Source organism: Streptomyces sp. LZ34, assembly GCF_053890475.1.
The window spans coordinates 9,462,407-9,483,010 of sequence record NZ_CM132680.1; the positions used below are offsets into that span (position 1 = coordinate 9,462,407).

General features: G+C 70.0%; 21 protein-coding genes. 15 read left to right on the forward strand and 6 right to left on the reverse strand.

Going from position 1 to position 20,604, the window contains the following annotated elements; all coding sequences use genetic code 11:
- Window positions 1–164: 164 nt before the first annotated feature.
- Together ACWY4P_RS40350 and ACWY4P_RS40355 are read right to left on the reverse strand one after the other, a co-directional pair.
- Window positions 165–938 (reverse strand): ABC transporter permease, encoded by a 774-nt coding sequence (locus ACWY4P_RS40350; RefSeq protein ID WP_456205615.1) that lies wholly within the window; start codon window positions 936–938, stop codon window positions 165–167.
- A complete protein-coding gene (locus tag ACWY4P_RS40355) occupies window positions 935–1,861 on the reverse strand; it encodes an ABC transporter ATP-binding protein (protein WP_456205617.1) in 927 nt (308 codons plus the stop codon). Before ACWY4P_RS40355 ends, ACWY4P_RS40350 begins: the two co-directional genes overlap by 4 nt.
- Window positions 1,862–2,033: 172 nt before the next feature.
- Between ACWY4P_RS40355 and ACWY4P_RS40360 the strand changes: the two genes are divergently transcribed.
- The 11 genes from ACWY4P_RS40360 (at window position 2,034) to dapD (ending at window position 10,812) form a co-directional block, all read left to right on the forward strand.
- A complete protein-coding gene (locus ACWY4P_RS40360; protein ID WP_456205618.1) occupies window positions 2,034–2,858 on the forward strand; it encodes a helix-turn-helix transcriptional regulator in 825 nt (274 codons plus the stop codon).
- Window positions 2,855–4,276, forward strand: coding sequence for a Fe-S cluster assembly protein SufB (gene sufB, locus ACWY4P_RS40365; RefSeq protein ID WP_456205619.1), 1,422 nt, complete (start codon window positions 2,855–2,857; stop codon window positions 4,274–4,276). The genes ACWY4P_RS40360 and sufB overlap by 4 nt, the downstream gene beginning before the upstream one ends.
- 84 nt (window positions 4,277–4,360) lie before the next feature.
- Window positions 4,361–5,533: a Fe-S cluster assembly protein SufD gene (gene sufD / locus ACWY4P_RS40370; RefSeq protein WP_456205620.1), complete on the forward strand. Its 1,173-nt coding sequence runs from the start codon at window positions 4,361–4,363 to the stop codon at window positions 5,531–5,533.
- Window positions 5,530–5,853: a bifunctional 3-phenylpropionate/cinnamic acid dioxygenase ferredoxin subunit gene (locus ACWY4P_RS40375; protein ID WP_456205621.1), complete on the forward strand. Its 324-nt coding sequence runs from the start codon at window positions 5,530–5,532 to the stop codon at window positions 5,851–5,853. Before sufD ends, ACWY4P_RS40375 begins: the two co-directional genes overlap by 4 nt.
- A 7-nt stretch (window positions 5,854–5,860) precedes the next feature.
- Entirely contained in the window at window positions 5,861–6,628 is a 768-nt protein-coding gene (sufC, locus tag ACWY4P_RS40380; RefSeq protein ID WP_456205623.1) for a Fe-S cluster assembly ATPase SufC, read from the forward strand.
- 48 nt (window positions 6,629–6,676) lie between these two features.
- Window positions 6,677–7,933 (forward strand): cysteine desulfurase, encoded by a 1,257-nt coding sequence (locus ACWY4P_RS40385; protein WP_456205624.1) that lies wholly within the window; start codon window positions 6,677–6,679, stop codon window positions 7,931–7,933.
- A gap of 11 nt (window positions 7,934–7,944) precedes the next feature.
- A complete protein-coding gene (sufU, locus tag ACWY4P_RS40390) occupies window positions 7,945–8,409 on the forward strand; it encodes a Fe-S cluster assembly sulfur transfer protein SufU (RefSeq protein WP_456205625.1) in 465 nt (154 codons plus the stop codon).
- The gene (locus ACWY4P_RS40395) at window positions 8,406–8,744 is read left to right on the forward strand and encodes a metal-sulfur cluster assembly factor (RefSeq protein ID WP_456205626.1); all 339 of its coding nucleotides are present in this window, start codon (window positions 8,406–8,408) and stop codon (window positions 8,742–8,744) included. Before sufU ends, ACWY4P_RS40395 begins: the two co-directional genes overlap by 4 nt.
- 129 nt (window positions 8,745–8,873) lie before the next feature.
- Window positions 8,874–9,194: a DMT family transporter gene (locus ACWY4P_RS40400; RefSeq protein WP_456205628.1), complete on the forward strand. Its 321-nt coding sequence runs from the start codon at window positions 8,874–8,876 to the stop codon at window positions 9,192–9,194.
- Window positions 9,194–9,769 (forward strand): TetR/AcrR family transcriptional regulator, encoded by a 576-nt coding sequence (locus ACWY4P_RS40405; protein ID WP_456205629.1) that lies wholly within the window; start codon window positions 9,194–9,196, stop codon window positions 9,767–9,769. The genes ACWY4P_RS40400 and ACWY4P_RS40405 overlap by 1 nt, the downstream gene beginning before the upstream one ends.
- A gap of 44 nt (window positions 9,770–9,813) precedes the next feature.
- Window positions 9,814–10,812, forward strand: coding sequence for a 2,3,4,5-tetrahydropyridine-2,6-dicarboxylate N-succinyltransferase (gene dapD / locus ACWY4P_RS40410; protein ID WP_456205631.1), 999 nt, complete (start codon window positions 9,814–9,816; stop codon window positions 10,810–10,812).
- A gap of 5 nt (window positions 10,813–10,817) precedes the next feature.
- Here dapD and dapA read toward each other — a convergent pair whose 3' ends face one another.
- Together dapA and ACWY4P_RS40420 are read right to left on the reverse strand one after the other, a co-directional pair.
- On the reverse strand, window positions 10,818–11,729 hold the full coding sequence (gene dapA / locus ACWY4P_RS40415; RefSeq protein WP_456205632.1) for a 4-hydroxy-tetrahydrodipicolinate synthase: 912 nt from the start codon (window positions 11,727–11,729) through the stop codon (window positions 10,818–10,820).
- Between the two features lie 108 nt (window positions 11,730–11,837).
- A complete protein-coding gene (locus ACWY4P_RS40420; RefSeq protein ID WP_456205633.1) occupies window positions 11,838–13,688 on the reverse strand; it encodes an endonuclease/exonuclease/phosphatase family protein in 1,851 nt (616 codons plus the stop codon).
- 384 nt (window positions 13,689–14,072) lie between these two features.
- Between ACWY4P_RS40420 and ACWY4P_RS40425 the strand changes: the two genes are divergently transcribed.
- Window positions 14,073–15,587 carry a hypothetical protein gene (locus ACWY4P_RS40425; RefSeq protein WP_456205635.1) on the forward strand — a complete coding sequence of 505 codons (1,515 nt, stop codon included), beginning with the start codon at window positions 14,073–14,075 and terminating at the stop codon, window positions 15,585–15,587.
- 212 nt (window positions 15,588–15,799) lie between these two features.
- Complete coding sequence (locus ACWY4P_RS40430; protein ID WP_456205636.1) at window positions 15,800–17,251, forward strand: alkaline phosphatase PhoX; 1,452 nt, start codon at window positions 15,800–15,802, stop codon at window positions 17,249–17,251.
- A gap of 312 nt (window positions 17,252–17,563) precedes the next feature.
- Here the strand turns inward: ACWY4P_RS40430 and ACWY4P_RS40435 are convergent, their stop codons facing one another.
- Together ACWY4P_RS40435 and ACWY4P_RS40440 are read right to left on the reverse strand one after the other, a co-directional pair.
- Complete coding sequence (locus ACWY4P_RS40435; RefSeq protein ID WP_456205637.1) at window positions 17,564–18,910, reverse strand: tyrosine-type recombinase/integrase; 1,347 nt, start codon at window positions 18,908–18,910, stop codon at window positions 17,564–17,566.
- Window positions 18,911–19,331: 421 nt separating this feature from the next.
- The gene (locus ACWY4P_RS40440; RefSeq protein WP_456205638.1) at window positions 19,332–19,778 is read right to left on the reverse strand and encodes a hypothetical protein; all 447 of its coding nucleotides are present in this window, start codon (window positions 19,776–19,778) and stop codon (window positions 19,332–19,334) included.
- A gap of 229 nt (window positions 19,779–20,007) precedes the next feature.
- On the opposite strand from ACWY4P_RS40440, the gene ACWY4P_RS40445 reads away from it, so the two are divergent.
- Complete coding sequence (locus ACWY4P_RS40445; RefSeq protein ID WP_456205639.1) at window positions 20,008–20,202, forward strand: helix-turn-helix domain-containing protein; 195 nt, start codon at window positions 20,008–20,010, stop codon at window positions 20,200–20,202.
- 1 nt (window position 20,203) lies between these two features.
- Window positions 20,204–20,539 carry a hypothetical protein gene (locus ACWY4P_RS40450; protein WP_456205640.1) on the forward strand — a complete coding sequence of 112 codons (336 nt, stop codon included), beginning with the start codon at window positions 20,204–20,206 and terminating at the stop codon, window positions 20,537–20,539.
- The last annotated feature ends 65 nt before the right edge of the window (window positions 20,540–20,604 follow it).

A 20,604-nucleotide genomic window follows, 5' to 3' on the forward strand; every position in this document is an offset into this window, starting at 1 on the left:
CAGCAATTCACGAGGGGGGTGTGGGGGGAGTCGCTCCCCCGTGAAGATGCAGCACGAGGGGGGTGTGGGGGGAAAGTCGCTCCCCCATGAAGACGCAGCACGAGGGGGTGTGGGGGGAGAGAAGGGTGGGGGGGAATTCAGCATTCCCGCCGCGGAAGCCCCCGCTACTCCCAGCGGAACCAGCGCGCCGCCGCCCCCAGCCCCAGCACCGCCCACACCGCCAGGATCCCCAGGTCCCGCCACGGCACCCCCGCCCCGTCCCGCAGCACGTCCCGCAGTCCGTCCGACAGGGCCGAGATCGGCAGCAGCTGTAGCACGCCGCGCACCGCGTCCGGGAACTTGTCCAGCGACACGATCACCCCGCCGCCGACCAGCAGCAGCAGGAAGACGAGGTTGGCGGCGGCGAGGGTCGCTTCGGCCTTCAGGGTGCCCGCCATCAGCAGGCCGAGGCCGGAGAACGCTGCCGTGCCGAGGAGCAGCAGCAGGGCGACGGTGAGCGGGTCGCCGTGCGGGGACCAGCCGAGGGCGAGGGCGATCACGGTCAGCAGCGCCACCTGTAGCACCTCGGTGACCAGCACCGAGCAGGTCTTGGCGGTCATCAGGGCCCAGCGCGGCAGCGGCGAGGCGCCGAGCCGCTTGAGGACCCCGTACCGTCGCTCGAAGCCGGTCGCGATGGCCTGTCCGGTGAAGGCCGTGGACAGCACGGCGAGCGCCAGGACGCCAGGGGTGAGGAAGTCCACGGTCTTGCCGCCGGAGCCCGTGTCGACGATGTCGACGGTGCTGAACAGCACCAGCAGCAGGGACGGGATGATCACGGTCAGCAGCAGCTGCTCGCCGTTGCGCAGCAGCATCCGGGTCTCCAGCGCCGCCTGGGTGCGGATCATGCGGGGCAGCGGGGCCGCGCCCGGCTGCGGGGTGAAGGTTCCCGGGGCGGTCACGCGCGCAGCTCCTTGCCGGTCAGCTCGAGGAAGACGTCCTCCAGAGTGTGCCGCTCGACCGAGATCCGGTCCGGCATGACGCCGTTCTGGGCGCACCAGGAGGTGACAGTGGCCAGCAGCTGTGGGTCGATCTTGCCGGTGATGCGGTACGAGCCGGGGGTCAGCTCGTCGGCCGTGGAGTCGGCGGGCAGCGCCTTGAGCAGCGAGGCCAGGTCGAGCGCGGGGCGGCCGCCGAAGCGCAGCGTGTTCTCCGCCCCGCCGCGGCACAGCTCCTCGGGGCTGCCCTGGGCGATCACCTTGCCGCCGTCGACGATCGCCACGTCGTCGGCGAGCTCCTCGGCCTCGTCCATGTAGTGCGTGGTCAGCACGACGGTCACGCCGTCCCGACGCAGGTCGCGGACGAGCTCCCAGGTGGCGCGCCGGGCCTGTGGGTCGAGGCCGGCGGTGGGCTCGTCGAGGAAGACCAGTTCGGGGCGGCCGACGACGGCCATGGCGAGCGCCAGGCGCTGCTGCTGGCCGCCGGAGAGCCGTCGGTAGGTCGTGCGGCCGCAGGAGCCGAGGCCGAGCCGCTCTATGAGGTGGTCGACATCGACGGGGTGGGCGTGCAGGCCCGCGGTGTGGCGCAGCATCTCTTCTGCGCGCGCCCCGGAATAAACCCCTCCGGACTGCAGCATCACGCCGATACGGGGGCGCAGCGCGGCCGCCTGGGAGACGGGGTCCAGGCCGAGGACGCGGACCGTGCCGGCGTCCGGTCGGCGGTATCCCTCGCAGGTCTCGACGGTGGTGGTCTTGCCTGCCCCGTTGGGGCCGAGCACGGCGGTCACGGTGGAGCGCGCGATGGACAGGTCGAGCCCGTCCACGGCGGTCTTGGAGCCGTACCGCTTGACGAGGCCGACGATGTCGACCGCGGGCTCTTCTCGCATGTCCCGCAGTCTACGAATCACCCGGGCGGAGCTGGAGGGCAGGGCGGTCACGGAGCCTGTTTCCGCAGGCAGGCTCGGCATTCCGGTTAGGTGTGCCTTAGTGACGCACTCCACCGGGCCGCCGGAGGAACCTCGCTTGTGTCTCCGCCGGGAATTACGCAACAATGGCGTTGTGAAATACGCGAGCGAAGCTCCGGCGGGACGCGCGGTCGAGTCGGCCGCGCGATCTGTCGTACCCGTGCCCGCGTCCGATGAGCAGCACGGCACCCGCAACAAGGTCGCCCGCTCCATCCTCGACCACGGCCCGTCCACCGCGGCCGAGCTCGCCCTGCGGCTCGAGCTGACCCAGGCGGCCGTGCGCCGCCACCTCGACACCCTCGTCGCCGATGGCGTCGTCGAGCCCCGCGAGAAGAGGGTGTACGGGGCGCGGGGCCGCGGCCGCCCGGCCAAGATCTTCGCGCTCACCGACTGCGGGCGCGACGCCTTCGACCAGGCGTACGACGAGCTGGCCATGGACGCCCTGCGCTGGATCGAGCAGAGCGCCGGCGGCGGTGAGACGGGCCGGGAGGCGGTCGCCGCCTTCGCGCGTGCCAGGCTCGCCGCCCAGGCCGTGGCGTACCGCGAGGCCGTCGAGGCCGCGGAGCCCGAGGGCCGCGCCCAAGCCCTCGCCCGCGCACTGTCCGCGGACGGGTACGCTGCTACGGCGCGCAGCGCACCGGTCGGCGAACAGCTCTGCCAGCACCACTGCCCGGTCGCCCACGCGGCCGAGCGGTATCCGCAGCTGTGCGAGGCGGAGACCGAGGTCTTCTCCCAGCTGCTCGGGACTCATGTGCAGCGTCTGGCCACCATCGCCCACGGCGACGGAGTGTGCACGACCTACATCCCCGGGACAGGCAAGGCCGAGAAGGCCGCCCCCAGCAAGACCCTCAGCAAGACCCTCAGCAAGACCAAGACCACCACAGCATCTGCCAGCACGGCCGGGAGGAACCCCGAATGACTCTCCCCACGGAGACTGCTCACCCCGAGCTCGATGGGCTGGGCAACTACGAGTACGGCTGGGCCGACTCCGACGCGGCCGGTGCCTCGGCCAAGCGCGGCCTCTCCGAGGACGTCGTCCGCGACATCTCGGGGAAGAAGTCCGAGCCGGAGTGGATGCTGAAGCTCCGACTGAAGGGCCTCAAGCTCTTCGAGAAGAAGCCCATGCCCACCTGGGGCTCGGACCTGTCCGGCATCGACTTCGACAACATCAAGTACTTCGTGCGCTCGACGGAGCAGCAGGCCGCCTCCTGGGAAGAGCTGCCCGAGGACATCAAGAACACGTACGACAGGCTGGGCATCCCGGAGGCCGAGAAGCAGCGCCTGGTCGCGGGTGTCGCCGCGCAGTACGAGTCCGAGGTCGTCTACCACAAGATCCGTGAGGACCTCGAGGAGCAGGGTGTCATCTTCCTGGACACCGACACCGGCCTCAAGGAGCACCCGGAGCTCTTCCAGGAGTACTTCGGCTCGGTGATCCCGGTCGGCGACAACAAGTTCGCCTCGCTGAACTCGGCGGTGTGGTCCGGCGGCTCGTTCATCTACGTGCCGAAGGGCGTGCACGTGGAGATCCCGCTCCAGGCCTACTTCCGGATCAACACGGAGAACATGGGCCAGTTCGAGCGGACGCTGATCATCGTCGACGAGGACGCGTACGTCCACTACGTCGAGGGCTGCACCGCGCCGATCTACAAGTCGGACTCCCTGCACTCCGCGGTGGTCGAGATCATCGTGAAGAAGGGCGCCCGCTGCCGCTACACGACCATCCAGAACTGGTCGAACAATGTGTACAACCTGGTCACCAAGCGCGCCGTGGCCTACGAGGGCGCGACCATGGAGTGGGTCGACGGCAACATCGGCTCCAAGGTGACCATGAAGTACCCGGCCGTCTATCTGATGGGCGAGCACGCCAAGGGCGAGACCCTGTCCATCGCCTTCGCGGGCGAGGGCCAGCACCAGGACGCCGGCGCGAAGATGGTCCACATGGCGCCCCGCACCTCGTCCAACATCATCTCCAAGTCGGTGGCGCGCGGCGGCGGCCGCACCTCCTACCGCGGTCTGATCGAGATCGGCGAGGGCGCAGAGGGCTCCAAGTCCAATGTGCTGTGCGACGCGCTGCTGGTCGACACCATCTCCCGCTCGGACACCTACCCGTATGTGGACGTCCGCGAGGACGACGTGTCCATGGGCCACGAGGCGACCGTCTCCAAGGTCAGCGACGACCAGCTCTTCTACCTGATGAGCCGTGGCCTGTCCGAGGACGAGGCCATGGCGATGATCGTGCGCGGCTTCGTGGAGCCGATCGCGCGTGAGCTTCCCATGGAGTACGCGCTGGAGCTCAACCGGCTGATCGAGCTGCAGATGGAAGGCGCGGTCGGCTGACGCCGGCGCCTCCCCCGATACCCGCGGCGGCCGTCCTTGAGGAGGGCCGAGGTACGTCACCAGAAAGCGAGCTGTACAGCTGCCATGGCTGCTGAAACCATTCCGGCCGGATCCACCACGGACGGTGCCATCCAGGTGGGTCAGCCCACCGATGCGAGGGTCGGCGCCATCGCGTCGTACGACGTGGCCGACTTCCCGGTGCCCCACGGCCGTGAGGAGGACTGGCGGTTCACCCCGCTGGAGCGCCTGCGCGGCCTGCACGACGGCACCGCCGAGGCCACCGGCGGGCTGCGGGTCGAGGTGAGCGCCCCCGAGGGTGTCACTGTCGAGACCGTCGACCGTACGGACCCGCGCCTGGGCAGGGCCGGCAAGCCGGTCGACCGGGTAGCGGCCCAGGCGTACAGCTCCTTCGAGAAGGCCTCGGTGGTCTCCGTGGCCAAGGAGACCGTGCTCACCGAGCCCGTGCGGATCTCCGTGCACGGCGAGGGCGGCACCGCCTACGGCCACCAGGTCGTGGAGGTCGGCGCCTTCGCCGAGGCCGTCGTGGTCATCGACCACACCGGCGACGCCACCCTCGCGGCCAACGTGGAGTATCTGATCGGCGACGGCGCCAAGCTCACCGTCGTCTCGATCCAGGACTGGGACGACACCGCCGTCCACGCCGCGCAGCACACCGCGCTCGTCGGCCGCGACGCCACGTTCAAGTCCGTGGTCGTCACCTTCGGCGGCGATGTGGTGCGCCTGCACCCCCGCGTCGTCTACGGCGCCCCGGGCGGTGAGGCCGAGCTCTACGGCCTGTACTTCACCGACAACGGCCAGCACCAGGAGCACCGGCTCTTCATCGACCACGACACCCCGCACTGCCGCAGCAACGTCGCCTACAAGGGCGCGCTGCAGGGCAAGGACGCCCATGCGGTCTGGATCGGCGATGTGCTGATCCGCGCCGCCGCGGAGGGCACCGACACCTACGAGCTCAACCGCAACCTCGTCCTGACCGACGGCGCGCGCGTCGACTCGGTGCCGAACCTGGAGATCGAGACCGGCGAGATCGTCGGTGCCGGCCACGCGAGCGCGACCGGCCGCTTCGAGGACGAGCAGCTGTTCTACCTGATGGCGCGCGGCATCCCGGCCGACGAGGCCCGCCGTCTGGTCGTCCGCGGCTTCTTCGCCGAGCTCGTCCAGCAGATCGGCATCCCCGAGCTGGAGGAGCGCCTGATCGCCAAGATCGAGGCCGAGCTGGAGGCGTCCGTAGCATGACCCCGACCTTCGTACGCGTCTGCGCGCTGAGCGAGCTGGACGAGGACACCCCCAAGCGGGTGGAGCTCGAAGGCGTCCCCGTCTCGGTCGTGCGCACCGAGGGCGAGGTCTTCGCGATCAACGACATCTGTTCGCATGCGAACGTCTCGCTGTCCGAGGGCGAGGTGGAGGACTGCCAGATCGAGTGCTGGCTGCACGGCTCCAGCTTCGACCTGCGCACCGGCAAGCCGTCCGGCCTCCCCGCGACGCGCCCCGTCCCCGTATACCCCGTAAAGATCGAAGGGGACGACGTGCTCGTCTCCGTCACCCAGGAGTCCTGAGGCACCCATGGCAACGCTTGAGATCCACGACCTGCACGTCTCCGTCGAGGCCGAAGGCGGCCCCCGCGAGATCCTGCGCGGCGTCGACCTGACCGTGAAGCAGGGCGAGACCCACGCCATCATGGGCCCCAACGGCTCCGGCAAGTCCACGCTGGCGTACTCGCTCGCGGGTCACCCGAAGTACAAGGTCACCGGCGGCACGGTGACCCTGGACGGCGAGGACGTGCTGGCGATGTCCGTCGACGAGCGGGCCCGCGCCGGCGTCTTCCTCGCCATGCAGTACCCGGTGGAGGTCCCCGGGGTCTCCGTCTCCAACTTCCTGCGCACCTCGGCCACCGCCATCCGCGGCGAGGCGCCGAAGCTGCGCATCTGGGTGAAGGAGGTCAAGGAGGCCATGGAGCGCCTTTCGATCGACCCCTCCTTCGCCGAGCGGAACGTCAACGAGGGCTTCTCCGGCGGTGAGAAGAAGCGCCACGAGATCCTCCAGCTCGAGCTGCTGAGGCCCAACATCGCGATCCTCGACGAGACGGACTCCGGTCTGGACGTCGACGCGCTGCGTGTCGTCTCCGAGGGCGTCAACCGCGTCCGCGAGACCGGTGAGGTCGGCACCCTGCTGATCACCCACTACACGCGCATCCTGCGGTACATCAAGCCCGACTACGTCCACGTGTTCGCGGCGGGCCGGATCGCCGAGTCCGGCGGCCCGGAGCTCGCGAACAAGCTGGAGGAAGAGGGCTACGAGGCTTATGCGAAGGGCGGCGCGACGAGTGAGTGACGACGACGGCAGCCGCTTCGGCGGCGAGGGATACGGAGGCGCAGGGACATGACACAGCTGCCGGGCCTCCTCGACACCGAGGCCATCCGCAAGGACTTCCCGATCCTGGACCGGCTGGTCCACGACGGCAAAAAGCTCGTGTACCTGGACAACGCGGCGACTTCGCAGACGCCGCGTCAGGTGCTCGACGTGCTCAGCGAGTACTACGAGGTGCACAACGCGAATGTGCACCGCGGGGTGCATGTGCTCGCCGAGGAGGCCACGGCGCTGTACGAGGGCGCCCGGGACAAGGTGGCCGCCTTCATCAACGCGCCGAGCCGGGACGAGGTGATCTTCACCAAGAACGCCTCGGAGTCGCTCAACCTCGTCGCCAACATGCTCGGTTGGGCCGATGAGCCCTACCGCGTGGACAGCGACACCGAGATCGTCATCACGGAGATGGAGCACCACTCCAACATCGTTCCCTGGCAGCTGCTCTCGCAGCGCACGGGCGCGAAGCTGAAGTGGTTCGGCCTCACCGACGACGGCCGGCTGGACCTGTCGAACATAGAGGAGATCATCACCGAGAAGACCAAGGTCGTCTCGTTCGTGCTGGTCTCCAACATCCTGGGCACGGTCAACCCGGTCGAGGCGATCGTCCGCCGTGCGCAGCAGGTCGGCGCCCTCGTCGTCATCGACGCCTCGCAGGCCGCCCCGCATATGACGCTGGATGTGCAGGCGCTCCAGGCCGACTTCGTGGCCTTCACCGGCCACAAGATGTGCGGCCCGACGGGCATCGGCGTGCTGTGGGGCCGTCAGGAGCTGCTGGAGGACCTGCCGCCGTTCCTCGGCGGCGGCGAGATGATCGAGACCGTCTCGATGCACTCCTCCACCTACGCCCCCGCGCCGCACAAGTTCGAGGCCGGTACGCCCCCGATCGCCCAGGCCGTGGGCCTCGGCGCGGCCGTGGACTATCTGACCTCGATCGGCATGGACAACATCGCCCGCCATGAGCACGCGGTCACCGATTACGCGGTGCGCAGGCTCCTGGAGGTCCCCGAGCTGCGGATCATCGGCCCGACCACGGCCGAGGACCGCGGCGCCGCGATCTCCTTCACGCTCGGCGACATCCACCCCCACGACGTGGGCCAGGTGCTCGACGAGGAGGGCATCGCGGTCCGGGTCGGCCACCACTGCGCCCGGCCCGTCTGCCTCAGGTACGGAATTCCCGCGACCACGCGAGCGTCGTTCTATCTGTACTCCACACCGGCCGAGGTCGACGCCTTGGTCGAGGGCCTGGAGCACGTACGGAACTTCTTCGGGTAGGGGCGTGCTGCGTGAAGCTTGATTCGATGTACCAGGACGTCATCCTGGACCACTACAAGCACCCGCACGGGCGGGGGCTCAGGGACGGCGACGCCGAGGTACACCACACCAATCCGACGTGCGGGGACGAGATCACCCTCCGGGTGCGGCTCAACGGCGGGACCATCGAGGATGTGAGCTACGAGGGCCAGGGCTGTTCCATCAGCCAGGCCAGCGCGTCCGTGCTCAATGAGCTGCTGGTCGGCAAGGAGATCGCCGAGGCGCGCAAGATCCAGGAAACGTTTCTGGAGCTGATGCAGTCCAAGGGCAGGACAGAGCCGGACGACGCGATGGAGGAGGTGCTGGAGGACGCGGTCGCGTTCGCCGGCGTCTCCAAGTACCCGGCCCGGGTGAAGTGTGCTCTGCTGAGCTGGATGGCGTGGAAGGATGCGACCGCCCAGGCGCTGGGCGAGGGCGCCGAAGGGAAGACCGCATGAGTGACAACGTGGAAACGGCCGTCAAGCCGGCCAATGAGGAAGAGGTCCGCGAGGCCCTGTATGACGTCGTGGACCCGGAGCTGGGCATCGACGTGGTCAACCTGGGCCTCGTCTACGGCATCCACATCGACGACGCCAACATCGCCACCCTCGACATGACGCTGACGTCCGCGGCCTGCCCGCTGACCGACGTCATCGAGGACCAGGCGAAGTCGGCCACCGAGGGCATCGTCAACGAGCTGCGCATCAACTGGGTCTGGATGCCGCCGTGGGGCCCGGACAAGATCACCGATGAGGGCCGCGAGCAGCTCCGGGCCCTGGGCTTCAACGTCTGACAGCACAGCACCTGAGCCGCACGCCCGAACGGCCCCCGCGCACCCGCGCGGGGGCCGTTCGCGTGTCCGTGTCCGTTTCCGGGCGCGGGTTGCGTACGGCCGTACGTATCGTTGTGTACACTCGTACGCATGGGGTATCTGACACTTGCCGGGGCGATCGCCGCCGAGATCCTGGCCACCACCTCGATGAGGTACAGCGAAGGCTTCAGCAAGCTCTGGCCCTCGCTGGTCACGGTGGCCGGTTATGTGGTCGCCTTCGCGCTGCTCGCGCAGACGCTCAAGACGGTCTCGATGGGCACCGCGTACGCCATATGGGCCGGGGCCGGGACCGCCGTCATCGCGGCCATCGGAATGCTCTTCCTCGGCGAGGCCGCCACCGCCGCCAAGGTGATCGGGGTCCTGCTGGTGATCGCCGGGGTGATCCTGCTCAACCTCGGCGGGGCCCACTGATGGCCCGCCGCTACGACCCCGAGCGGCGGCAGCGCATCATCGACGCCGCGGCCGCGGTGGTCCGCGAGCGCGGCATCGCGGGGCTCGGCCACCGGGCCGTGGCCGCCGCGGCCGATGTGCCGCTGGGCTCGACGACGTACCACTTCGCGAGCCTCGACGACCTCTTGGTCGCGGCGCTCCGGCAGATCAACGCGGAGTGGCTGGCGGAGGTGGAGCGTTGGGCGGAGGGCGTCGATCCGGCCGCGCCGCCCGCCGACGAACTGGCCCGGTGGCTGGGGGAACTGCTCACGGGCGACCGGGCACGGCTGGAGCTGGAGTACGAGCTGTACTTCGCCGCGCTGCGCCATGAGGGACTGCGGCCGATCGCCGCCGAGTGCCTGGACGAGATGGCCCGGATGCTGACGCGACTGGTGCCCGACGTGGCCACGGCGCGCGCGGTGGTGGCCCTGATCGACGGGCTGGCCCTCCAGGTGCTGCTGGCGGACCGCCCGTACGACCGGGAGGGCACCCGTGCCGCACTGGCGCGCATCATGGGCGGACGCGGTGACGACCGGCCGCCGGAGACCGCTCGATGAGACCGGTTCGCCTCCCGGGCCCGCCTCCGGTTAGCGTTCTGACCATGACCGACGCAGCCATCACCACCAGCACCACCCACACCGGCGCGGCCGCCGCCGGCCTCGCCACCCTCGCTGAGGACGGCACCGTTCTCGACACCTGGTTCCCGGCCCCCGAGCTGGTCGCCGAGCCCGGCCCGGCCGGGACCGAGCGGCTGAGTGACGAGCGAGCCGCGGAGCTGCTGGGCGACGCTGTCCTCAAGGCCCTCGGGCCGGACCCGCGCCGCGGGGTCGAGGTCGTGGCCGTCCGTACGGTCATCGGCTCCCTCGACGACAAGCCGCTCGACGCGCACGACGTCTATCTGCGGCTGCACCTGCTCAGCCACCGCCTGGTCAAGCCGCACGGCCTGAGCCTGGACGGCACGTTCGGCCTGCTGGCCAACGTGGCCTGGACCTCGCTCGGCCCCGTCCCCGTCGACCAGGTCGAGCGGGCCCGCCTCGCGGCCCGCGCCGAGGGGCTGCAACTGTCGGTGACCAGCGTGGACAAGTTCCCGCGGATGACCGACTACGTGATCCCCGCCGGGGTGCGCATCGGCGACGCCGACCGCGTCCGGCTCGGCGCCCATCTGGCCTCCGGGACCACCGTCATGCACGAGGGCTTCGTCAACTTCAACGCCGGGACGCTGGGCACCTCCATGGTCGAGGGCCGGATCAGCGCGGGCGTCGTGGTCGGCGACGGGTCGGACATCGGCGGCGGCGCGTCGATCATGGGCACCCTGTCGGGCGGCGGCAAGCAGACGATCTCCCTCGGCCAGCGCTGCCTGCTGGGCGCCGAGGCGGGCATCGGCATCTCGCTCGGCGACGACTGCATCGTCGAGGCGGGCCTGTATGTGACCGCGGGCACCCGGATCACCCTGCCCGACGGCACGATCCACAAGGCGCTGGAGCTGTCCGGCCTCAACAACCTCCTCTTCCGCCGCAACTCCACCACCGGCACGGTCGAGGCGCTGCCGCGCAGCGGCTCGTGGGGCGGCCTCAACGAGGCCCTGCACAGCCACAACTGAGCCGGTCAGCGGGCGGCCTCCGGCAGGAGGCCGCCCGTTACCTCGCCGTACGCGGCCAGCAGCCCGTCGGTCAGCTCCTGGCCGGCGGGCAGCAGCGGGGCCCGGACCGGGCCCGCGGGCAGCCCGAGCGCGCCGAGGAGCGCCTTGGCGGTGACCGTGCCCGGGGTGCCGGAGGCCATCATCCGTTCGACGAGCGGGGTGAGGGCCAGATGGCGGCGGGCGGCCTCGCCCGTCTCTCCCGCGTCGTGCGCGTCCAGCACCGAACGCACCTGCCTTCCGGCCACGTTGGCCAGGACGCTGACGTACCCGGCGGCGCCGATGGCCAGCAGCGGCAGGTTCAGCTCGTCGCAGCCGGAGAAGTAGGCCAGGTCGGTGGCCGCCATCACCTTCGCCGCCTTCATCAGGTCGTACGCGCTGTCCTTGACGGCGGCGATGCGCGGGTGCTCGGCGAGCCGCAGCAGTGTGTCGGCGGCGAGCTCGGTGCCGGTGCGGGCGGGGATGTCATACAGCATCACGGGCAGCCCGACGGCGTCGGCGATTGTGCGGAAGTGCGCCGCCACGGCGTCCTGCGGCGGGCGGCTGTAGTACGGGGTGACGACCAGCAGGCCGTGCGCGCCCGCCCGTTCGGCCGCGCGGGCCAGCTCCACCGTGTGCCGGGTGTCGCTGGTGCCGACCCCGGCGGTGATCCGGGCCCGGTCGCCGACGGCTGCCACGACGGCCCGCAGCAGCGCCTCCTTCTCGGCGTCGGAGGTGGTCGGGGACTCGCCGGTGGTGCCGCTGACCACGATCCCGTCGCAGCCGCCCCGGTCCACCAGGTGGGTGGCCAGGCGCTGGGCGCCGTCGAGGTCGAGGGCGCCGCCCTCGGTGAACGGGGTGATCATGGCGACGGCGGTACGGCCGAAGGGGCCCATGGACATGGTGTGAACGCTCCGTGCGGCAGGGGTGGGCGGCTTCCTGCGCTGGATTCTGGGCCCCTTCGGCTGTACAGGTCTATTTAATTGTTCTAGGTGGACAGTTCAGCAGCGCTACGGCTTCAGTCGGACGATCTGCGGGTCGTGGTCGCTGGACTGGTCCGCGAACTCCGCGTTGATGTGCACGATGTCGTAGTCCGGGCGGCGCACGGCGCGGCTGGTGAGGATGTGGTCCAGCACCTGCGAGTTGCCGTTGTAGACATAGCCGTAACGCTCGTCCTTCGGCAACCCGGTGACCAGGTCGGTGAGCACCCCGCCGTCGGTGAGATCGGCCAGCGCGGGCGAGAACTGGTAGTCGTTGAGGTCGCCCGCGACGACGACCCGGGCCCGCGCGTCCACGGCCAGCAGCTTCTTGACGAAGGCGTTGACCGCCCCGGCCTGCCCGGTGCGCTGGGTCTCCGAACTCCGGGCCGGGGGCTGGAAGCGGCTGTCCAGGCCCTGGTCGCCGCCCTTGGAGTTGAAGTGGTTGGCGATCACGAAGACCGGGCGGCCGCGGAAGGAGAACTGCCCGACCAGCGGCTTGCGGCTGTCCTTCCAGACCGGGTTCTCGGGGTCGATCCGGCCGGGGGAGGCCGACAGGCCCGCCTGGCCGCCGTCGTCCGTCACCCGCACCGCGGTGGTGGCGTCCCCGCCCGCGACATCGGTGAAGGAGACCCGCTCGGGGTTGAAGAGGAAGGCGACGCGGATGTTGCCGCCCGGCTGCCCGCCGTCCTGGTCGTCGGCCGGGTCGATCTGCCGCCACTCGTACGCGGGGCCGCCGGCCGCCGCGATCGCGTCGGTGAGCTTCTTCAGCGTGGCTCCGGCGCCGGTGACCGCGTCGTTCGCCGGGCCGTTGTCGTCCTGGACCTCCTCCAGCGCGACGATGTCGGGCGAGGCGAGGTTGTGCACGAGGCCCGAGGCGAGCCGGTCGAACTTCGCCTGCGCGGTCTTGGGGGAGAGGTTCTCCACGTTGTACGTGGCGATGGACAGCTCGTCGGCCTTCTGCCCGCGCGTGGTCTCCGGCGCCAGGTCTCCGTCCGTGAGCCCGCCGAGCGCGGTGGCCTGGATCTCGTATCCGCCGAAGTCGTCGTAGTCCAGCGGACCCGCGGTGGTGCCGGTCAGCCGGTCACCCACATCGGCGACGGGGAAGGGGCGCTGGGCGAACGGGAGGAGGGAGGCGACCTTGACCCGGCCGGCGTTCGGGTCGCGGTAGGAGCTGTAGAGCGCGCCGCCGCGCGCGGTCCGGGCGTGGCCGGGCTCGGCGGTGACCCACAGCTCGTTGTACTGGCTGGTCGCGCCCACGACCGGGGCGTCCTTGACCGAGACGCGCATGCCCTCCAGCGACTCATAGCGGTCCAGGGCGTAGGAGTTCGGGCGCAGCCGCAGCGACTCGATATTGCCGCCGTTGCCGCCGTTGCCGCCCGAGGCGCCGGGGGCGTAGCGGTCGGGAACGCCGGCGGGGTTGAGTGCGAAGGCAGCGGGCAGGGCGTTGCCCGAGGACTCGACCGTCCAGGTCGCCTTGGTGAGCTCGGTGACCGACTGCAGCCCGGCGTCCGCGCCGCCCGGGTAGTACTCGCTGACCGTCCCGGAGACCCGCACCGCGTCCCCGACGGCGACCGTCGGGGTGGTCGAACCGGTGTAGACGAAGATCGCCTCGCTGGTGGCCCGGTCCCGGTCGGGGTGCGGGTCCTGGAACCAGAAGCCGCGCGACGAGCCGAAGGCGCGTATCGCCGTGACCGTGCCGGGGACCCCGGACACCTGTTTGCCCGCGAACGGGGATATTCGGGTGCTGCCCTGGATGTCATGGATCCGGATCTCGGCGGCGGCCGCCGGCTGCGGGGCGGCGAGCAGCCCGGCCGCGAGGGCGGATGCAACGGCGGTGACGGCGGTGACGGCGGCGGGTCCGCGCAGGGCGCGTGGGGACATGGTGATGCCTCCGATGAGGAGTGACCAGAGGAGAACAAGCGTCTACGCGCGTCAATGTCTTTCCTCGTCAGGGCAGTTGTCAAGGGACGGCTGGTGTACGGCCGAGGTCGGGGGCGTGAACCGGTGCGCGGCGCGGACGTCGGGTGCGCTCCGGTGCCCGCGGCGCCAACCGCTCATGTCGTAGGCCGGGCCGATGGCCGAAATCGCAGGCCGAGGTCCCCTTGACGGCACATCGGGACGAAACCGCCCCACCTTGCGTCTAGGCTGGGACCGGTCGCGCCCGTAGCGCCGCGGCCCCTCCCGAGCAAGGTCCTTCCCATGCGTTCCACCACTCGTTCAACCGTTCCATCCGTTTCATCCGCTCCCGAGGAGATGACTCCGCCGATGCCCGGAGACCGCCCCACCCTGCCGCCCGTGCGGCTTCACTCCGAGGCCGAACTCGCCCGGGACGCGCTCGCCGCTCCGCTGCTGGCCCGCGCGGTGCGGCTCGCCCGCTGGGCCGGGCCGCACAGGCCGGTCGCGGCGGGCGGCGTGCTCACCGAGCCCGACCTGCGGGCGGCGGCCGAGCACCTGGGTCTCGGCACCGACGAGGACGGGCCGGGATACGCGGCGGAGGCCTGGCAGCTGGCCGTCGACACCGGCCTGGTCGAGGTCCAGGAGCCCGCGCCGGCGCAGGTGGCAGAGGCAGTGGGGGCGGCGGCCGACGGGGACTTCGGCGAGGACGGAGCCACGGGGGTCGCCACCCCCGGCGAGGAGCTGCGGCTGATCACCGAGGGCAGCCCGCGGGACGTCCTGGACATCTGGCTCGGCGGCTTCGAGACCGTACTCGCCGACGCGGCGGCCCCCGACCTCGCCGAGATCGTCGACCAGATCGGCGACGACGGCGAGATCGACCTCGACGCGGTCGACTGGAACCCCGAGGAGGAGGCCGAGTTCCTGGACGGGGTGCTGGGCAATCTGTATCTGCTGACCGCCCTGGACGAGGAGGACGGCGGCCGCGCCGTGCCGCTGCCCGCGCTCGCCGCCGCCATGATCGTCCCTGACGACATGGAGGAGCCCACCGACGACATCCTCGAGGAGATCTCCGAGGCGATGGTGCGCCTCGACGACCAGTTCCGGATGCTGGAGCCGACCGGCCTGGTCGCGTACCAGCCCGTGGACGAGGCGCTGATCGAGGAGGTCGACGGCGAGGGCCGCTTCCCCGAGACCGCCGAATCGCGGCTCGGCCCCGACGAGGAGGACGTCTCCCGCTACGGCATGGTCAGGCTCACCCCGCTCGGCGTCTTCGGCGTGCGCAGCCGCATGCTGGATGCCGGCATCGACGCCCCGGTCGTCGGCGACCTGGCCGACAAGGGCGCCGAGGTCCTGCTGGACGCCCTGCCCGGACACCCGGAGACGGCCGCGCGCGCCGAGGCCGAGCAGTGGCTGGCCCGCCGTACGCCCGACGCGGCCGCCCGCGAGCTGCTGGCCGCCGCGCGCGGCGACGACGCGGGCGCGCCGTTGCGCCGCCTGGCCTGCCAGCAGACGCTCTCGCTGGTCGGGGCCGCGGCCGAGCCCGCGCTGCGCGAGGTACTGGACGACCGGCACCTGGGCGGCCTGGCCCGGGTCTGGCTGGCCGAGCGCGCGATGCCCGACGTCCCGGAGCCGTCCGAGGACATGGTGTTCTGGCTGACGGTGGACACCATCGCGGCCCAGCTCGCCGCGGACGGCGACTCCGCCGAGCTGCGGGAGCTGGTGCGCGGCCTCGTCGAGCAGTCGGGGAGCTTCTTCGACTCGGTCTGGCGGGTGGACCACCCGGCGACCGCCGAGGTACTGGAGGCGATGGGGCGGCTGCATCCGGACAAGAAGGCCGCCAAGGAGGCGCGGAAGGCGGCCTTCAAGGCCCGCTCACGCGCCTGACGGGGCTCCTGACGGGGCTCCTGACGAGGCCTGCGCGGGCCTGCGCGGGCCGGCCGCGTCGGGCCTGTGACCGGCGCGGACCGGGGGGAGAGGTTCAATCCCCCGGCGCCAATCGAACCGCCGATGTCGCGTCCAGTTCAACTGTTGTTCGGCCAGGAGCGGGAGCGTAGGCCCGCAGTCGGTGGACAGATCTGGCCATTCAGGAGATGAAGATGCCGCTCACCCGCAGAGACTTCGCGAAGAGTTCCGCGTATACCGGTGTCGCCCTCGTCGGCAGCGCCGGGGTGCTCGCCACCGCCCCCGGCGCACTCGCCGCGGAGCCGGCCGAGGAGCTGACCACCGACGCGGCCGAGCGGGGCGGCTCCCGGCTCGGCTACGGCCCGCTCGTCGCCGACCCGAAGGGCCTCCTCGCGCTCCCCGCCGGCTTCAGCTACCGGGTCATCACCCGCACCGGCCAGACCAAGCTGGAGTCCGGCGAGTCCACCCCCTCCAACCACGACGGCACCGCCACCTTCGCGGGCACCCGCGGCGCCACGCTGCTCGTCAACAACCACGAGCTGAAGGGCCCGCGGGCCGGCTGGCCGCACCCCGTGCCGCTGACCGAGGGCCTGGTCTACGACCCGGCGGCCTCCGGCGGCTGCACCGTCGTCGAGGTCTCCAAGCACGGCGACCACGTCACCGAGTGGGTCGGCATCGCGGGCACCTCCACCAACTGCGCGGGCGGCGCCACCCCGTGGGGCACCTGGCTGACCTGCGAGGAGACCGAGGACAAGGCCGGCCAGAACGGCATGACCAAGGACCACGGCTATGCCTTCGAGGTGGACCCGCGGGACCGCCGGGCCAACCGCGACCCCAAGCCGATCAAGGCGCTGGGGCGCTACGCCCACGAGGCGGTCGTCGTCGACCCCAAGCGCGGCCACCTCTACCTGACCGAGGACGCCTCCGGCCCGAACGGCCTCTTCTACCGCTGGATTCCGCCGCACGGCTTCGAGCACGGGCGCGGCAAGCTGCGCACGCTCGCCGACGACGCGGGCGTGCTGCAGGCCCCCAAGTGCTTCGACTCCGGCGGCAACTTCGTCGACGACCTGTCGCGCGCGACCAGGACCGGCACGGTCTACGGCGTCGACTGGGTGGACGTGCCCGACCGCGACGCGGAGTCGGTCCCGGTGCGCAAGCAGTTCGATGTCGGCCAGGTCACCCGGGCCCGCAAGCTGGAGGGCATGTGGTGGAGCGACGGGGGCGCGTACATCGTCTCCTCGTACGCCCGCGAGGAGAGCCCGGTCGCGCACGACGGGCAGGTCTGGTTCTACGACCCGAAGCGGCGCACCCTGACCCTGAAGGTGCTGCTCGGCGTCAACCCCGACCCGTCCAAGGACGGCGCCTTCGACGGCCCCGACAACATCACCGTTTCGCCGTACGGCGGCCTGGTCATCGCCGAGGACGGCGAGGGCATCCAGCACCTCTTCGGGGCCACGGACGACGGCCGTACGTACCCAATCGCGCGCAACGAACTGAACATTGGCACCGCGGAGAAGCCGGAGTACAGCGAGTTCACGGGCGTGTGCTTCTCGCCCGACGGCAACACCCTCTACGCCAACATCCAGACGCCGGGCATCATGCTCGCCATCACCGGCCCCTGGCGCCGCCAGCGCCCCCGCGGCTGATCCTTCCCCTGCCCTGGGCCGCCCCCCGCGCCTGGCGGGGGGCGGCCCAGGATTTTCTGCGACACCTCTGCTCCCTCCGCTCGTTGTACGGGCTACGGGACGGCCCGGGCTGGAGCGCCGACCTTCCTCCCTATTCGGCGGTCCGGCCTGGGCCCCCAGGTGCCCCTGGGCTCCCAGGTGCCGGGCCCGTCCTGGCTCAGAGCGCCCGGCCGGCGGGCTTGACCATGCCGCGGACCGTGCGGGAGTCCACGTACTCGCCCATCGCGGTCATCTCCCACTCACCCGAGAACTGCTTGATGAACTTGGCCATCATCACGCTTGGGGGGAGATTCCTGGCCTGACCTGCGAGTATTCGGGGCGCTCGCCCGAAACTGGGAGAGGAGTGGGAAACGGGGGCACCCATAGGCCCCCCGGCTGAGTCATGAACGACTCCCACCGCTCCTGCAGCGTCTCCATGATACGGAGCTCCATCTTCGGCGTGACGTTCGAGTACAAACCCTCGAGTCCAGCCACCTCATGGCCCATGCGGGACTCGGAGGCAATCCGGCTGTGCCCGTCCTCGTCCAGCCACTCCTTGTGCCCGTGCCGCAGCAGATAGATCCGCTCCTCCGTCATCGCCTCCACAGGCGGGACCGCGGGCCGGGCATGATCTACGCGGGCAGTTCGCTCGGGGGCGCCATCCCGGATGGGATACCAGTAGTCGCGCTCGAACGAGGTGCTCAACAGGTCACCCCCGCTCAGCGACCGGAACGCCCACGGAGAGTCGTGCGAGGCCGCCAGGGCCTGGTGCATCTCCGCCAGGAACGGCGGAAGCACCAGCGTCCGGTGGCTGTCGTACTTCGGATCGGTCAGCACCTTGGCGCCCTCGACCCACTGGTGCTGATACTGCACGCGCACCGCGGGCATCGGCTCCACGCCTGCGTACCGCTCCAGCGACTCCAGGCGCCTCTCGCGGTCCGGGTCCGACGCCGGCCATGCCGGGTAGGCGAAGCTCCGCTGGAGCCCGTACATTTCGGCGGGCCGCATGCCGGTGAACGCCTGGTGCCAGATGTAGACCCAGCCGGTGTACCCCCACACCATGTGTGCGTTGACAGCCAGCTGGTACAGGGTGCCCATCGCCAGGGGGCGCTTCTTCTTCCGCTGCTTCTTGCGGTACTTCCCTCGGCGAGGCTGTGAGGGTGGCACGGGCGACGTCTTGCGGTACTGGTAGCGCACCACGGCGTCGGTCATGAGCATCCCGAACACCATCACGATGGTTTCAACGTAGGTGTGGCTCAGCTCGCCCTTGGTGACCCTCGTGCTGAGGGTCTTCTTCCATGCCTCGTACTCAAGGGTCTTGATCTCGCCGACGCGCCTGTTGCCCCAATACGGGACGATGTGCGTGCGAATGATCGACTTGTAGCTCTTCATCGACGAGTGCTTCAGGTCCTGTGCGTCTTCCCAGGCTCTGCAGTACTCGCGCATGAGGATGGCGCCGTCGGTGCTCTTGATGTGGGTGCCGTGGCGGACGTCGTACTCGCGGTCGAGCCCGAAGTTGTAGGCGGTCGCCTCGTCAGTGAAGCCCGACTGGGACTCGTACTTCTTCTTGCCGTTGGCGTGATACTCGCCAGCCCACCACTTCACGCGACACTTGCCGCCGCGCCACTCCACATACGGCATGTCTGTTCCCTGACCGTGTTGCTGATCGCGGCCTGGCAGGTCGGCGTCTGCCGGGGCCACCTGTTCCTGAACTGCGCTACTCGCGCCTGCCTATCAAACAGTTCTGGCAGCGGCTGCAATCACCTCCGTGACGCTCGATGAGCTCGCGCACTGCTCGGCGTGCTTCAGCGTCAGTGTGTACCTGGGGTGGCGCTAGGCACACCTTCTTGCCGTCGATCTCGGCCTGTAGGCCGTGGAACGCCGAGCTTGCGTCGACTGTGACCAACTCGTACACAAGTCCCCCATTTGGGTTCGAGGGGAACCTCCCAAGTGACATCCGATCGTGGCACGTTGTGTGGGTTTTGTGACCGGTTCGACGCGAGGGACGGCAGATGGCTGAGTAACGACTTGGTAAAGAGTGAAGGTTGCTCAACAGAAACGATCAATTAGTGTCAGAGTCGCTCGAATCGCCCCGTCGCTGACGGTACTTCTCGACTGCGAGCCTCGCGATCTCCTTGATCTCGGCGGCCGTCAACTGGTCGGCGACCGCTATGACCGCGTCCTGTACGGCACCGGTCATGTCCTCGAAGCTGTCCGGGGGAAGCGAAGAGAAGATCACGCCCGGGATGGGCGCCTTCTCGACGAGTGTCGGGCTTGCGGCCCCGTCCAGGATGTCGCGACATGTACCGGGGGCCCACGCAAGGACTGGCTCGATCTTCGCGTAGGTAAGGACGCGCACCGGCTGGCCTGCCTCGATCTTGTTGTACGTGTTGATTGTGATGTCAGCGGTTTTGGCCACGTCGATCTTGTGCATGCCGAGGTCAACCCTGCGTTGGGTGACGAGGGCGGCGAGTCGCTTCAGTGCCGCGATGTCCGGGGGGGCGGTCATGGCCACATGATGGCAGGACCTGCCAGGAACATCTAGGAACACCTGGAACCTGTCCTGAATCTGAGTGCTTCTGCGATCACGCAACTGCAATCAGTGCAGTGATCTACAAGTTTCTGCATGTTACTTCTCGGTAATGCTAGTTTCTACTAGCAGAGAGAGGTAGATTCGGTGCATGGAAAGACCCCCAGCCACCCACCAGGTGAACGGGGCGGCACTCCGTAGGACTCGTATGCGCCAAGGCCTCCTGCCCCGGCAGGTCGCCGCGGCATCCGGCCTCAGTCGCAGCTACATACAGCGACTCGAAACCGGCGCGCGTACCCGCATGAGCCCCACGACCTACGCCGCACTCCGCACGGCACTGGGACTCGATCCCGAGGACGAACAGCTCCTCGCCCCATCAGAGGAGCCCACAGAAGAGAGGTGACATGTCCACCACCCAGGCCACCCCCACGGCCGAGCCCGACAGCTACATCGATTCCGCCGACGAGACGGAAACCATGATGGAGCGCGACGGCTACATGAGGCCCCCCAAGGCAGCGAAGGACCTGGGCTGCGGGGTGCGCTGGCTCACCGACGGAGCCAACCACCACGGCTTCCCGCACACCCGCATGGGCCAGTCGATGTGGTTCAGCCCCGAGGACCGGGCCACGATCCGCAAGCTCTGCCAGGTCCCCGCCCAGCCCGCCAAGATGGCCCAGTTTCGGCGAGGCCGCAGTAAGGGCGCCACGCGCAAGCCGGCCCTCGCCAAGTCCGCCGCCTAGCGGCTTTGCGGCCGACGCCGGGGGCCTAGACCCGACGCCGACCTCGGATCCACACCCAGAACCCT

What these genes read in the sequence shown, in the direction of transcription:
- ACWY4P_RS40355 (WP_456205617.1), bottom strand. Translation starts at nt 1,861, where the DNA reads ATGCGAGAAGAGCCCGCGGTCGACATCGTCGGCCTCGTCAAGCGGTAC.
- sufB (WP_456205619.1), top strand. Translation starts at nt 2,855, where the DNA reads ATGACTCTCCCCACGGAGACTGCTCACCCCGAGCTCGATGGGCTGGGC.
- sufD (WP_456205620.1), top strand. Translation starts at nt 4,361, where the DNA reads ATGGCTGCTGAAACCATTCCGGCCGGATCCACCACGGACGGTGCCATC.
- ACWY4P_RS40375 (WP_456205621.1), top strand. Translation starts at nt 5,530, where the DNA reads ATGACCCCGACCTTCGTACGCGTCTGCGCGCTGAGCGAGCTGGACGAG.
- sufC (WP_456205623.1), top strand. Translation starts at nt 5,861, where the DNA reads ATGGCAACGCTTGAGATCCACGACCTGCACGTCTCCGTCGAGGCCGAA.
- ACWY4P_RS40385 (WP_456205624.1), top strand. Translation starts at nt 6,677, where the DNA reads ATGACACAGCTGCCGGGCCTCCTCGACACCGAGGCCATCCGCAAGGAC.
- ACWY4P_RS40395 (WP_456205626.1), top strand. Translation starts at nt 8,406, where the DNA reads ATGAGTGACAACGTGGAAACGGCCGTCAAGCCGGCCAATGAGGAAGAG.
- ACWY4P_RS40400 (WP_456205628.1), top strand. Translation starts at nt 8,874, where the DNA reads ATGGGGTATCTGACACTTGCCGGGGCGATCGCCGCCGAGATCCTGGCC.
- ACWY4P_RS40405 (WP_456205629.1), top strand. Translation starts at nt 9,194, where the DNA reads ATGGCCCGCCGCTACGACCCCGAGCGGCGGCAGCGCATCATCGACGCC.
- dapD (WP_456205631.1), top strand. Translation starts at nt 9,814, where the DNA reads ATGACCGACGCAGCCATCACCACCAGCACCACCCACACCGGCGCGGCC.
- dapA (WP_456205632.1), bottom strand. Translation starts at nt 11,729, where the DNA reads ATGTCCATGGGCCCCTTCGGCCGTACCGCCGTCGCCATGATCACCCCG.
- ACWY4P_RS40420 (WP_456205633.1), bottom strand. Translation starts at nt 13,688, where the DNA reads ATGTCCCCACGCGCCCTGCGCGGACCCGCCGCCGTCACCGCCGTCACC.
- ACWY4P_RS40425 (WP_456205635.1), top strand. Translation starts at nt 14,073, where the DNA reads ATGCCCGGAGACCGCCCCACCCTGCCGCCCGTGCGGCTTCACTCCGAG.
- ACWY4P_RS40430 (WP_456205636.1), top strand. Translation starts at nt 15,800, where the DNA reads ATGCCGCTCACCCGCAGAGACTTCGCGAAGAGTTCCGCGTATACCGGT.
- ACWY4P_RS40435 (WP_456205637.1), bottom strand. Translation starts at nt 18,910, where the DNA reads ATGCCGTATGTGGAGTGGCGCGGCGGCAAGTGTCGCGTGAAGTGGTGG.
- ACWY4P_RS40440 (WP_456205638.1), bottom strand. Translation starts at nt 19,778, where the DNA reads ATGACCGCCCCCCCGGACATCGCGGCACTGAAGCGACTCGCCGCCCTC.
- ACWY4P_RS40445 (WP_456205639.1), top strand. Translation starts at nt 20,008, where the DNA reads ATGCGCCAAGGCCTCCTGCCCCGGCAGGTCGCCGCGGCATCCGGCCTC.
- ACWY4P_RS40450 (WP_456205640.1), top strand. Translation starts at nt 20,204, where the DNA reads ATGTCCACCACCCAGGCCACCCCCACGGCCGAGCCCGACAGCTACATC.